General features: G+C 37.2%; 10 protein-coding genes and 1 pseudogene. 4 read left to right on the top strand and 7 right to left on the bottom strand.

Features of this window, described 5'->3' with window-relative positions:
- The first annotated feature begins 2 nt into the window (after positions 1 to 2).
- From HHL23_RS10215 to HHL23_RS22920, 3 genes and pseudogenes are all read left to right on the top strand, one after another.
- Positions 3 to 980: a glycosyltransferase family 2 protein gene (locus HHL23_RS10215; protein ID WP_169234701.1), complete on the top strand. Its 978-nt coding sequence runs from the start codon at positions 3 to 5 to the stop codon at positions 978 to 980.
- Positions 981 to 1,258: 278 nt separating this feature from the next.
- Positions 1,259 to 1,816, top strand: a complete 558-nt coding sequence (locus HHL23_RS10210; protein ID WP_169234700.1) for a 3'-5' exonuclease — start codon at positions 1,259 to 1,261, stop codon at positions 1,814 to 1,816.
- Between the two features lie 70 nt (positions 1,817 to 1,886).
- Positions 1,887 to 2,084, top strand: a pseudogene (locus tag HHL23_RS22920) (T9SS type A sorting domain-containing protein); the annotation flags it as partial.
- Here HHL23_RS22920 and apaG read toward each other — a convergent pair.
- From apaG to HHL23_RS10185, 4 genes are all read right to left on the bottom strand, one after another.
- Positions 2,081 to 2,470: a Co2+/Mg2+ efflux protein ApaG gene (gene apaG / locus HHL23_RS10200; protein WP_169234699.1), complete on the bottom strand. Its 390-nt coding sequence runs from the start codon at positions 2,468 to 2,470 to the stop codon at positions 2,081 to 2,083. The pseudogene HHL23_RS22920 and the gene apaG overlap by 4 nt on opposite strands.
- 80 nt (positions 2,471 to 2,550) lie before the next feature.
- On the bottom strand, positions 2,551 to 3,807 hold the full coding sequence (gene odhB / locus HHL23_RS10195; RefSeq protein WP_169234698.1) for a 2-oxoglutarate dehydrogenase complex dihydrolipoyllysine-residue succinyltransferase: 1,257 nt from the start codon (positions 3,805 to 3,807) through the stop codon (positions 2,551 to 2,553).
- Between the two features lie 40 nt (positions 3,808 to 3,847).
- The gene (locus HHL23_RS10190) at positions 3,848 to 6,664 is read right to left on the bottom strand and encodes a 2-oxoglutarate dehydrogenase E1 component (protein ID WP_169234697.1); all 2,817 of its coding nucleotides are present in this window, start codon (positions 6,662 to 6,664) and stop codon (positions 3,848 to 3,850) included.
- A 124-nt stretch (positions 6,665 to 6,788) separates the two neighbouring features.
- Positions 6,789 to 7,805, bottom strand: a complete 1,017-nt coding sequence (locus HHL23_RS10185) for an SRPBCC domain-containing protein (protein WP_317174683.1) — start codon at positions 7,803 to 7,805, stop codon at positions 6,789 to 6,791.
- Between the two features lie 266 nt (positions 7,806 to 8,071).
- On the opposite strand from HHL23_RS10185, the gene HHL23_RS10180 reads away from it, so the two are divergent.
- The gene (locus tag HHL23_RS10180) at positions 8,072 to 9,532 is read left to right on the top strand and encodes a S41 family peptidase (protein WP_169234695.1); all 1,461 of its coding nucleotides are present in this window, start codon (positions 8,072 to 8,074) and stop codon (positions 9,530 to 9,532) included.
- A 73-nt stretch (positions 9,533 to 9,605) separates the two neighbouring features.
- Here HHL23_RS10180 and HHL23_RS10175 read toward each other — a convergent pair whose 3' ends face one another.
- Genes HHL23_RS10175 through HHL23_RS10165 form a run of 3 tightly spaced genes read right to left on the bottom strand, consistent with a single transcriptional unit; the run spans position 9,606 to position 12,836 of the window.
- A complete protein-coding gene (locus HHL23_RS10175) occupies positions 9,606 to 10,874 on the bottom strand; it encodes a glucose-1-phosphate adenylyltransferase (RefSeq protein ID WP_169234694.1) in 1,269 nt (422 codons plus the stop codon).
- Positions 10,875 to 10,888: 14 nt separating this feature from the next.
- Entirely contained in the window at positions 10,889 to 11,425 is a 537-nt protein-coding gene (locus tag HHL23_RS10170; RefSeq protein ID WP_449386648.1) for an FEKKY domain-containing protein, read from the bottom strand.
- Positions 11,426 to 11,429: 4 nt separating this feature from the next.
- Positions 11,430 to 12,836, bottom strand: coding sequence for a glycogen synthase (locus tag HHL23_RS10165; RefSeq protein WP_169234692.1), 1,407 nt, complete (start codon positions 12,834 to 12,836; stop codon positions 11,430 to 11,432).
- Positions 12,837 to 12,888: the final 52 nt, after the last annotated feature.

Below are 12,888 nucleotides of genomic sequence, written 5' to 3'. Positions count from 1 at the left end.
TCATGCCTAAAAATTTAGCAGTTGTCATTTTAAACTGGAACGGTAAAAACTGGCTCGAGAAATTTCTTCCAAGTGTAGTCAGCTTTTCTCAGAATGCCGATGTTTATGTCATTGACAATCTTTCTACCGATGATTCTATAGCATTTACAGAAACTCAATTTCCCACCGTAAAAATCATTAGAAACGATAAAAACTATGGTTTTGCAGGCGGATATAATGAAGGTTTAAAGGAAATAAAGAACGAATATTACTGTCTTCTGAACTCTGATGTAGAAGTTACTGAAAACTGGATAAATCCCGTTATGGACCTCTTTGAAAAAGACCCTTCCATAGCCGCTATTCAACCTAAAATTTTATCTTTCAACCATAAAAATCACTTTGAATTTGCAGGGGCTGCAGGAGGCCTTATAGATAATCTGGGCTATCCTTACTGCCGTGGACGTGTTTTTGATGATGCGGAGGAAGACAAAGGACAATACAATGACGAAACGGAAATCTTCTGGGCTTCGGGATGTTGCTTTTTCGTGCGTTCCAAAGATTTTTGGGAACAAAATGGTTTCGATGAAAGGTTTTTTGCCCATCAGGAAGAAATTGATCTTTGCTGGAGACTTATTAATTCAGGAAAGAAAATTTTCTATACCGGAAAATCAAAAGTCTACCACGTAGGCGGTGGAACACTGAACAAACAGAGTGCACAGAAAACTTATTTAAACATCAGAAATAATCTTTCGATGATGCTGAAAAACCTCCCATTTCCCCAACTGGTAGGACTGATATTCTTCAGGCTGTGTTTGGATGGAATTGCGGGAATTTATTTTGGATTAAAAAATGGGTTTCCCCATCTTTGGGCGGTTGTACGAGCACATTTTGGATTTTATGCCCAACTTCCTGGAACATGGAAACTGCGTCAGAACCACCAAAAAAGTGAATTCTACCAATCAAAATGGTTGATTTTTAAACATTTTTTAGGAGGCAAATAACCGTTTTATGATCCTGATGTCTGTTCCGGGATAAGGTTTAACTTTGATAAAAATAAGCGCGGGCTTTTCTCTAAAGTAGACTATTTTTCACCGAACAAACAGACAAAGTAGTTTAAAATTATGGGATGTTTTGATTTCGGAAAAAATGTATAACTTACACTTTAATAATTTTAAATTCTACCCTTTAAATTTCAAACTGTAAATCATCGATTTCTGCTATTTTCAGGCAGTATCAGGACATTCATCATTCATAACTCTTAATTTATCACTTAAAAAAAATGGATTTCTGCGCAATAGATTTTGAAACAGCCACTCACGAAAAAAATTCGGCCTGTGAAATGGGTATCTGTGTTGTTCAGGACTCCAAAATCGTTGAAACCAAGACTTGGCTTATAAAACCACCGAGTTTTCCTTATTTCAGCAGATTCAATATTGATGTTCATGGGATAAAACCCGAAGATGTAAAGGACGCCCCTACTTTTGATGAGATCTGGTATGAAGCTGAAGAAATGATGTACGGATCGCTGATGATTGCCCATAATGCCAGTTTTGATGCCGGTGTTTTAAGAGGGTGCTTTGAACATTACGGGATGTTTACCCCAAAACTGAATTACCTTTGCAGCATTCAGCTGGCCAAAAAATCATGGAACTATCTTCCTAAATACGGACTAAAACATCTGGCTGAACACCATCAGATCAGTCTGAATCATCACCGGGCCGGAGATGATGCGGAAGCTTGTGCAAAAATCGCTCTGTTGGCTTTTGAAAAGTTAATCATCACTCAAAATGAAGAAATACATGATTCCTTTTTAAGTAAATACGTTAAGAAACTATAACCTTAAAATGTAAAAAGTTTTTACTCCCAGCTGCTATACTCATCAATATGTACCCTAACCTAACCCTGCTGAGAACGCTTTCTTTAAAATTAAAGGCCTTAAATGTATCGAATGGACAAAGATTTACAGTTCTGAGGGAAAACTCATTCAGCAAAATTCTGCTAATTCCAAAATAGACGTTTCCAGCCTGTCAAAAGGAGGACATTTCTTAGAAATCAAATCTCAACAAGGTCTAAGCAGACATCAATTCATCAAGGAATCATACTAATTGCTTAAAACTTCGGACAACAGATTAAACTTCGGGATGTCTATCTCAAAGGTTTCCTGTGTGTCCATGTTTTTAACAAGGTATTTTCCGCTCATATTTCCTACACCGGACCGAAGCATTACATTGGAGAAGTAAGCGAAATTTTCGCCTATTGGAATCTCTGGTGTTAATCCGATTACTCCATCACCTATAATCTCAGTGTATCCAAAACCTACGTCGAAGATCAGCCATTTTCTTTTAATTACTTTAATAGGAAAACTGCCGTCATTTTCTATTGTAATATTATACTTGAAGACGTAACGGTTTTCAGATGGATAACTGTTTTTACTATCATATTCAGGTAATACTGAAACTTTGATATTGGAAGTCATTTTTGAGAACATCATCTTAGTATTTCTTTAACAAATACAAAAATCTCGCCTTTTTTAAGGCGAGATTGTAAGTTATAGTATAATTGTATTAAAATCTATAATCCAAGGCCTTTTCTTTCGTCACCTCCCATTAATATTTCAACAGGGTTGTCGATACCTTCTTTTACCGCTACAAGGAATCCTACAGACTCTTTTCCGTCGATAATTCTGTGGTCATAAGACATAGCCACATACATCATTGGTCTGATTACTACCTGTCCGTCAACAGCTACCGGTCTCTGGATGATATTGTGCATTCCTAAGATAGCAGATTGTGGCGGGTTGATAATAGGTGTAGATAACATAGATCCGAAAGTACCACCATTGGTAATGGTAAATGTACCTCCCGTCATTTCATCAACAGTAATTTTACCGTCTCTTACTTTGGTAGCAAGATCTTTGATGTTCGCTTCTACTCCACTGAAAGACATGTTTTCAGCATTTCTCAATACCGGAACCATTAATCCTTTAGGGCCTGAAACGGCAATTGAAATATCGCAGAAGTCATAATTGATTTTGAAATCTCCGTCGATAGATGCATTCACATCAGGATACATTTGTAAAGCTCTTGTAACCGCTTTTGTAAAGAAAGACATAAATCCTAGTCCAACTCCATGTTTCTGAGCAAATTCTTCTTTATATAATTTTCTTAATCTGAAAATTTCAGACATATCAACTTCGTTGAAAGTCGTCAACATCGCTGTTTCGTTCTTTACTGAAACCAATCTTGAAGCGATTTTTCTTCTTAGAACTGAAAGTTTAGTCGTCGTCGTTGTACGTGCACCGGTTGCAGTTGCAGGAGTTCCTCCTAAAGCAGGAACTGCAGCTAATTCTGCATCAGTTTTAGTAACTCTTCCGTCTCTTCCGCTTCCTGAAACCTGTCCTGCCTGAATCCCTTTCTCGTCAAGGATCTTTTTAGCTGCAGGAGATGGAGCTCCCGTTGCATAAGTTTGTGGAGCAGATACCGGAGCAGCTGGTTTTGGAGCTTCCTGTTTCGCTGGTTCAGCAGCTTTTGGAGCCTCTTCCTGTTTTGGAGCTTCCGCAGCTGGAGCGCTTCCGCCTGCAGGTTTAGGAGCATCCACATCAATTAAACAAACTACCTGACCAACCTGTACTACATCACCCTCTTCTGCTTTTAATGTAATTACACCGCTTTGTTCAGCTGGTAATTCAAGAGTTGCTTTATCTGAGTCTACTTCTGCGATGGGCTGATCTTTTTCTACATAATCACCATCTTTCACAAGCCAAGTTGCAATTTCAACTTCTGTAATGGATTCTCCCGGTGAAGGAACTTTCATTTCTAAAACTGACATATTGAGTATTTTTTATTTTTTAATTGGGTATTATTCTTAATTACGCTGTAACGGGTCTTTTTGCAGGAGCATCATCTCTGTCGAAAACTCTGTTGATCACTGCATTTTGGTTTTTCTCAAACATTTTGTGACTTCCCGGAGCCGGAGCACCACTTGGTACCGGAGAGACTACCTGAATTCCTGTATCTCTGAAGTTTCTCAGGATATAAGACCAAGCTCCCATATTTTCCGGTTCTTCCTGAGCCCAAACCAATTGTGTTCTGTTGTCATATTTGCTGAAGATAGCATCTATTGCATCTGCCTGAAGCGGATATAACTGCTCCAATCTTACCAATGCAATATTTTCACAGTTCAGTTCTTCTTTCTTCGCCAATAATTCGAAGTATAATTTACCTGAACACAATACTAATTTTTCAACTTTTTTAGGATCTGCCGTAGGATCATCCAATATTGGCTGGAATGAACCATTTGCAAAATCTTCTAATGGAGAAACCACTTTCGGGTGTCTCAATAAAGATTTAGGGCTCATCACAATCAATGGTTTTCTGAATGACCATTTAAGCTGTCTTCTTAATAAGTGGAAATAATTGGCAGGTGAAGTGATATTGGCTACCACCATATTTTCGTTCGCACAAAGCGTTAAGAATCTTTCTAATCTTGCTGAAGAGTGTTCTGCTCCCTGACCTTCTGAACCGTGAGGCAATAACATCACCAACCCGTCCTGGATCTTCCATTTTTCTTCTGCTGCAGCCAGATACTGGTCAACAATGATCTGAGCACCGTTTACAAAGTCTCCGAACTGAGCTTCCCAGATCGTTAATGTATTAGGAGAAACCATTGCATATCCGTAGTCGAAACCTAAAACTCCGTATTCTGAAAGGTGAGAGTTGAATACATCAAATCTGCTTTCTGATACGTGTCTTAACGGGATATATTCTTCTTCAGTATCTTCAGTTTTTACCACCGCATGTCTGTGAGAGAATGTTCCTCTTTCAACATCTTCTCCGGAAATTCTTACATTGTGGCCTTCCACAAGAAGTGTAGCATATGCCAACCACTCTCCAAGAGCCCAGTCTAATGAATTTCCTTCGATAGCCTTAACACGGTTATCAAACAGTCTTGTAATTTTATTGATGAACTTTTTGTCAGCTGGAAGAGACGACATTTTAATCGCCAGTTCTTTAAGCTTTTCTAAGTCATATTTTGTATCTACAGGAATCTGAACAGCTCCTCTTTTTCCGATAGGATAATTGATCCAGTCATCTGCCATGAACAGGTCCATTGCATTTTTCTCGATCTCTTTGGAAGCATCAAAGTCTTTATCTAAAAGCGCTTTGAAATCTGATTCCATTTTTGCGATCACATCGTTGGAAGTAATGCTGTCCTTAAGTAATTTATCTTTATAAATTTCTCTTGGATTCGGGTGTTTTGAAATTAATTTGTATAAATTAGGCTGTGTGAATCTAGGCTCATCACCTTCGTTGTGGCCATATTTTCTGTATCCTAATAAATCGATATAAACATCCTTACCAAACTTCGCTCTGAAATCTGCTGCAAAATGCATTGCGTGAACTACCGCTTCAGCATCGTCAGCATTAACGTGCATTACCGGAGACTCCGTTACTTTCGCAATGTCTGTACAGTAGGTTGAAGATCTTGCATCTGCATAATTAGTGGTAAATGAAACCTGGTTGTTAACAACGATATGAACAGTTCCTCCTGTTTTATATCCTTCCAGTGTCATCATCTGAGCTACCTCGTAAGCAATCCCCTGACCTGCAATAGCACCGTCACCGTGGATCACGATAGGAAGGATCTTAGAACCGTCTCCTTTGTATTTGTCATCTATCTTCGCACGGCAGATCCCTTCTACAAGAGCAGCTACGGTTTCCAGGTGAGATGGGTTCGGTGTAAGGTTGATGGCTACTTCTTCTCCTGAAGCTGTTTTCACTTTTTTGGATGATCCCAAGTGGTATTTAACATCACCAGAGAATACATCTTCTTCGAATTCTTTTCCTTCAAATTCTGAGAAGATCTGCTTGTAAGATTTCCCAAAAATGTTTGACAACACGTTCAGTCTTCCTCTGTGAGCCATTCCCAGAACCACTTCATCTACTCCTAATTGAGAAGATCTTGAGATCAACTGATCCAATGCAGGAATTAATGTTTCTCCTCCTTCAAGGGAGAATCTCTTCTGTCCTACGAATTTGGTGTGAAGATAGTTTTCAAAAGCGACTGCCTGATTTAATTTTAGTAAAATCTCAGTTTTTTCATTTGCAGAAAGACTTGGGTGATTTTCGTTCACCTGAAGCCATTTCTTGATGAAATCTTTTTCTTCAACATTGTTGATATACGTGTATTCTACCCCGATAGAACCGCAGTAGATACTTTCCAAATGCTTGATCAGGTCCTGTAGTGTTGCAGGCTCTTTCATACCTGTTTCAACAGCACAGTTGAATTTTGTATTTAAATCCTCCTTGCTAAGACCGAAGTTCTCGATGTCTAAAGTAGGCGTATAGTGTCTTCTTTCTCTAACTGGGTTTGTTTTTGTGAACAAGTGCCCTCTCGTTCTGTAAGCCTCAATAAGGTTTACTACCTTGAACTCTTTTTTGATGTGCTCAGGAACTTCTCCGCTGGATACTGCCTGAGAGATTTGCTGTACTGCCGGGGCAGCATTGGCCGAAGCCTGAATGTATTGAATGCTATCATCATCTCCATAGTTCTCCAAAGCAAAATCGAAGCCTTGAAAAAAGGCTTTCCATGATGGCTCCAAAGAATCCGGGAATTTTAAGTACTGTTGGTATAAATCCTCAATTAACTGAGAATGAGCTGCGTTTAGGAATGAAAATCTGTCCATTATTACAGTTTATCTATTATTAAAATTTATTTGTAGAATTAATCTTCAAATTTAATAAAAAAAACCGAGTTAAGACAGTCTGAGACCGTTAAAAAAAATTAAGAAAAAAATTACTTAAAAAAAATTACTTAAACACTGATAATGAGAGCTTCATGTTTACCTCCTGCCCTTCGACCGGACGTTCAATAAAGGTCTGACGGACATCTCCGAAGCGCATCTCGTCTTTTTTGGCCTTCTGAATCAGCTGCTGAACCGCCTTTATTCTGCCTTCATAATTTCCTTTGTAGTACATCACATAGTTTTGAGAAGCATTGATGGTACGGAAATTAAAATTATTATCTGTTACTCCAATCTTCTTGGAAAGTGGAATTCCCAGGAAGTAAGAAACCTCTTTATCTTTGTAATTATCTGCATCGGTAATCAACACGGGAAAGCCAAATTCATCGTCTCTTTTACCCAGATCCATTGTCACATAGTTATAAATTTTACTATAATTCATGACAATATTTTTATAAAGATTCTCCTTTTTGTTGGATGTACTTACGTTGATCCCCAACAGAAGCTTGTCTTCTTCATTTTCTACCATCAGACTGTCATACTTAATGGAAGCCATCTGGTGATCTTTTTCTACTTTATTGCCAAGCACATTTTTCAGGTTGATCATGCTTTTGTTAATATTTTCGGCAAACCGGTCTTCGGTCCAGAAGTTTTCAACTCTTCTCAATACCGAAAGTTTTGGCGTATGTACCATCCAGGTGATCTTTGTTTTTTCTGCAGAAACCGCTTTAAACTGAACATCAACTACCGTAGGATTTTCGTTTCTATCCTCAAAAAGCTGATATCGCAGACTCTTTTGTGGATTTTCATAACGGATAAACATTTCACCGTCTGTATCGTTTTTCGGATCCACATAACTGATTGCACCGCCCTGTCCTTCATAGGGAGTGTAATAATCGATATCAATAGACTGAGAACTTGTGAAAAAATTGTTCCAGCGGGTGAATTGCTGGAGATTATTGAACTGGGAAAAGACTTTATCTACTGGATAATCAATCTCTTTTTCTATCTTAAAATCCTTGTTTTCATCTACAAAATAGTACATGGAAGCAGCATAAGCTCCTACCAGTAAAACAAGAATCACGGCTGTTATTTTAAAAAAACGCATTACACAAAAGTAAGACAAATAAAAAAAGTAACCAATATCTTAGTTATTCTTAAAAGTTTATTTCCAAAAAAAAACAAAATAAAAAAGTGAATTATCTCACCTCCTACTCTTAAAAAAAGTGCATTATAATTGGAAATTTTAATTATAAATATATTATTTTATAAAAATAACTCCACTTTTAAATAACGAAAAAATGGTCTGTTTTTTGATGAGTGAAAAAGCCTAAAATTAAATATTTTTCTATGAAGAAGTTATTTGTATTTCCTTTGATTTTATTTTTTTCAATGGGCTTTTCTCAGTATTCAATTTCAGAAATCCCTGAAGACGGTTATCTCAAAGACTTCGATATTGCAGTTGATATTATTCAAAAACAACATCCTAACCCTTACAGATTTCACGGCAAAGAAGCTATTATCAGGAAACTGGATTCTCTCCGTAATGAAATTAAAAAAAATCCCGGCTATATCAATTTGCTTATTAACAACCCTACAAGAATAATTGGTGATGGTCACAGTTCTTTTGGTACTGATCCCAACTATTTTGAGGATGTTATACATTCTACCTACTATTTTCCTCTTTCAACGTATGTCCATAATGGTAACATATATGTGAACGGAGCCAACAAATACGCTATTGAAACAGGCAGCCAGATCCTTGAAATTAATGGTTTAAGTGCAGATGCTATTCTGAAAAAAATCCCTAAAGCTGCAGACGGAAATATTAAAGTGGAAGATCTGGATATCCCTTTCAATATCCCTTTTATTTTAAAAAACAGCCCCCATGATTTTACGTTAAAATATAAAGCTTTAAATGGAGAACAAAAAACAGTGAAAGTAAATGGCATAAAATACCCTCAGTATTATTATGAAACCAAACATGCTGTATTACCTATTGACTTAGTTTCAGAAAGCTACGGAATTTATGGGTATAAAATAGATGCAGAAACATATTATTTATCCATAAAATCCTTCTCTTACGATGAAAGTTTTTTCTACGAAAGATTAAAAAAACATTTCCAGGAAATAAAAAATCTGAAATCTAAAAAACTTATCATAGATATCCGTAACAATTCAGGTGGGGCGATCAGCAATGTAGCTTTATTATATTCTTTTATAGCCAAAGATAAAAACTTTAATAACGAGTATAAATACGGAACTAAAGTTGTTGACATCAATTATACCGATTATTTGGTAGATCCCCAGACCAACCGCTATTATTCAGATAAAGACATTACAGATCAAAATAATTTTATGAGACAACGCTTTGACAAAGCAGAGAAAGGAGATTATTATTTTGGAAATTCAAGGCTTGACGATACTTATATAAAAAGCTATCCAAGAGACGCGTTGTTTTTTGATGGCAAGACTATACTGCTGACCAACAACCGCACCTTCTCTGCTGCCACTTATTTTGCGTCTTTATTCAAAAGTGAAAAAAGAGGAGAAATTGTAGGAAAAGAAACCGGTTCTTGCAGTAATTTTACTACTGCTGCATGGTTTCTCACTTACAGGCTGCCTCATACTAAGTCTACTCTTTCCATTCCACGGACGGAAATTTTCTTTAATAATCATGATAAAGAAAATGTTGCCAAATGTACAGGTGTAATCCCTGATTACACTGTTAAAAGTGACTATTTTTTAAAATCATTAAAGGAACATAAAGATCCGGAATTGGAATATTCCTTAAACCTGCTTTCTCAATAAAAAGATCGATATTTATATATACAAAAGAGGAGACCTTTGCTAGTCTCCTCTTTTTATTTTGGGTATTTTTTTATTAACCTATATGAGTTCCCGGAAGAATCACAGCATCTTTTTTCACAACTACAATTCCGTCCTGAATAGAATGTGTTCCGAAGTCGCCATCCTGTAGATGTTTTCCGCCAATAATTCTTACATTATCTCCGATATAGCAGTTTTTATCTAAAATTGCTTTTTCGATGTAACAATATTTTCCGATGCCCATGTTTGGACGACCTTTTCTGTCGTTAAGAACAATTTCTGTTGTATTCTGGTAAAAATCAGCACCCATTACGTAAGAATTCACAATGGTACTTCCTTTATCTATCCTGGTTCTGTTTCCAATCACAGAATTTTCAATTTTATCAGCCATAATAATACATCCGTCACCGAACACAGCCTTACTTACATAGGAACCATTGATTTTTGACGGCGGAAGCATTCTCGCTCTTGTATAAATTGGCGAAGATGAAAATAAATTAAACTGAGGGAAATCCTGGCAAAGATCTATATTGGCTTCATAAAAAGATTCGATGGTTCCAATATCTGTCCAATATCCTTCAAACTGATAGCTTAACGTTGTATACTTCCCAATAGAGTTTGGAATAATATCTTTTCCGAAATCATCTCCTGCTCCATCTTCAAACATTTTTTTAAGAATACTTTTCGTGAAAATATAAATCCCCATCGAGGCCAGATATTCTTTTCCTTTATGTTTATTTTCTTCTGAAACTTCAGATTTTAAGCCTTCCAGAATCTCATAGTCAGGTTTTTCATAGAAAGAGGTGATGTTACCGTCATCATCAGACTTTAAAATCCCGAATCCTGTAGCATCTTTAGCAACCACCGGAATGGTAGCAATCGTCACGTCGCCTCCGTTTTCAATATGGAAATCCAGCATTTCCCTGAAATCCATCTGATAAAGCTGGTCACCGGAAAGGATCAGAATATAGTCATAATCATACTTTTCAAGGTGTTTCATCGACTGGCGGACCGCATCGGCTGTTCCCTGATACCAGCTTTCGTTTTCTACATTCTGCTCGGCAGCAAGAATATCTACAAATCCTTTGCTGAAAATGTCAAAGTGATAAGAATTCTTGATATGTGAATTTAAGGAAGCTGAATTGAACTGTGTTAAAACCAGGATCTTATTCAGTCCAGAATTCAGACAGTTGGAAATAGGAATATCTACCAGTCTGTATTTTCCTGCAATAGGAACTGCCGGTTTTGATCTTGAATATGTTAACGGGAATAATCTTGTCCCTCTGCCGCCTCCCAAAACAATGGAGATTACATTTCGTTTCATAGGTATCTTGCGTTTTATTGAATTAAATTTACTGTTCTATTCTTAGTGTTTACTGCCAATCTAAAGCACTCTTTATTTTCGTATTTGAGTTCATTATTATACACAATGACTTTAAATTCACCTTCATTATTAAGTTCAAACACTTTTTTGTCTACATTATAGACCTCAATGTAATGCTTTTTAAGCTCTTCTCTGAACAATTTATTCGTGATCAGAACATCCATGACATCTATCTTTTTCATGGCAAAATCATGCAGATCTTTATCATAAGCTGCCATCCAATGTTTTCCGTATTCTTTCTCTATTGCAGCAAACGTTTTCTTATTGGCTGCCTTTATTTTATTTGTGATATCACCATCAATAGTACAGCCTCCAGCATCTATAGATTTAATTTTCCATTTTTCAGAAATACCTTCTACAGCTTCACCTCTATCCATATCTTTAAGGCCTGCTCCATAAACCCAGTAATATCCGCCATGGTAACTTCCCTCATCTTCTTTACATGAAAAAAGCAGGATCATGATGACAAAAAGAAAACCGGAAACCTTCATCACATCAGTTATTGTATAAAGCTATATATTTTTCTGCAGATTTCTCCCATGCAAAATCAAAATTCATGTTGGCATGAATAAGTTCTTTCATCACGCCTTTCTGATTATAAATTCCCAGCGCCCTGTTCATCGCATGAACAATATCATCTACACTCGGATAGGTGAAATTAAGACCTGCGCCTCCCGTGGAAATATCCTCCACTGTATCTCTGAGGCCCCCGGTATATCTTACGACCGGCACAGTACCATATCGCATAGAATACATCTGGTTCAGTCCGCAAGGCTCTACTCTTGATGGCATCAGCAGAAAGTCTGCCGAAGCGTAGATTTTATGGGAAAGATGCTCTTTATACCCCAGATCCAGAGCAAAATTGGTATAGGTATGCTCATATTCTTTGAGCTTATTTTCAATATAGCTGTTTCCTGAACCCAAAATCATAATATTTAATGCACCATAGCTTTGTTTTATGCTCTTCCATACCACATCTGGCAGGAAATCTGCTCCTTTTTCCGTAGCAAATCTTCCTATAAAAGCAAACAATGGAAGTTCGGGCTTCAGACCATATTCTTTGCAGAGTTTTTCTTTATTTTTCTTCTTTTGGGCAACCGCATTTTTACTATTAAAATTGAAATCCAGCATCGGATCTGTTTCAGGATCCCAAACTTCTGTATCAATGCCGTTGATGATTCCGTATGCTTTTCCGAATTCTTCGCGCACCAGACTTTCCAATCCCCGGAAGCTGATAAAAAGTTCTTCCAGATATCCTTCAGAAACTGTTGTAAAGGCATGGGAACATTTGATCATACTCGCCAGTGGATTGATAAAACCGTTCCAATCCATCAAACCCCATTTGTAAGAATCAAAAGACGGCATATAATTCGCCATATTCCAGCTCATCATCCCCTGATACTCTCCGTTATGGATTGTCCCTATTGTTTTTACTCCCTTTAAAAATGCAAATTCTGGGCAGTGCTGGGTCATAAAAGGCACCAGTCCTGTATGGTAATCATGACAGTGCAATACATCCGGACGGACCTTCATAGCGCTCAGCCAATGAAGTACACCATGTTGAAAAGCGATAAACTGAAAGCTCTCATCATGATAGCCGTAAGGATTTTCCCTGTCCAAAAGTCCCGGAATTTTCACCATATACAATTCAAATCCCAAAACATCCGATTTCTCCTTCATCACCTGAACCTGCAGCATATCCGGTCCCTGATGGATAAAACCATCAAAAACGATGTCAAATTTATGATCATGAACAAAAGGCTTGTTATACCAAGGCATCACCACCTTAGCGTCTATTCCCTTTATTTTATTCTGATATTTCGGCAGTGCTCCCACAACATCTGCCAAACCGCCTACTTTGGCTATTGGATAACATTCTGTACTTAAGTGATATATTACCATAATTTCAATGTCATTTGTATTTCGTCCGTTTTTTTGTCCTCAGCAGCATTAT

The sequence above is a fragment of the Chryseobacterium antibioticum genome (genome assembly GCF_012927325.1).
GTDB lineage: Bacteria > Bacteroidota > Bacteroidia > Flavobacteriales > Weeksellaceae > Chryseobacterium > Chryseobacterium antibioticum.
This window is presented reverse-complemented; position numbering and strand designations above follow the sequence as displayed.

Coding starts and splice junctions, on each gene's coding strand:
- HHL23_RS10215 (WP_169234701.1), top strand. CDS start 3: ATGCCTAAAAATTTAGCAGTTGTCATTTTAAACTGGAACGGTAAAAAC.
- HHL23_RS10210 (WP_169234700.1), top strand. CDS start 1,259: ATGGATTTCTGCGCAATAGATTTTGAAACAGCCACTCACGAAAAAAAT.
- apaG (WP_169234699.1), bottom strand. CDS start 2,470: ATGATGTTCTCAAAAATGACTTCCAATATCAAAGTTTCAGTATTACCT.
- odhB (WP_169234698.1), bottom strand. CDS start 3,807: ATGTCAGTTTTAGAAATGAAAGTTCCTTCACCGGGAGAATCCATTACA.
- HHL23_RS10190 (WP_169234697.1), bottom strand. CDS start 6,664: ATGGACAGATTTTCATTCCTAAACGCAGCTCATTCTCAGTTAATTGAG.
- HHL23_RS10180 (WP_169234695.1), top strand. CDS start 8,072: ATGAAGAAGTTATTTGTATTTCCTTTGATTTTATTTTTTTCAATGGGC.
- HHL23_RS10175 (WP_169234694.1), bottom strand. CDS start 10,874: ATGAAACGAAATGTAATCTCCATTGTTTTGGGAGGCGGCAGAGGGACA.
- HHL23_RS10170 (WP_449386648.1), bottom strand. CDS start 11,425: ATGAAGGTTTCCGGTTTTCTTTTTGTCATCATGATCCTGCTTTTTTCA.
- HHL23_RS10165 (WP_169234692.1), bottom strand. CDS start 12,836: ATGGTAATATATCACTTAAGTACAGAATGTTATCCAATAGCCAAAGTA.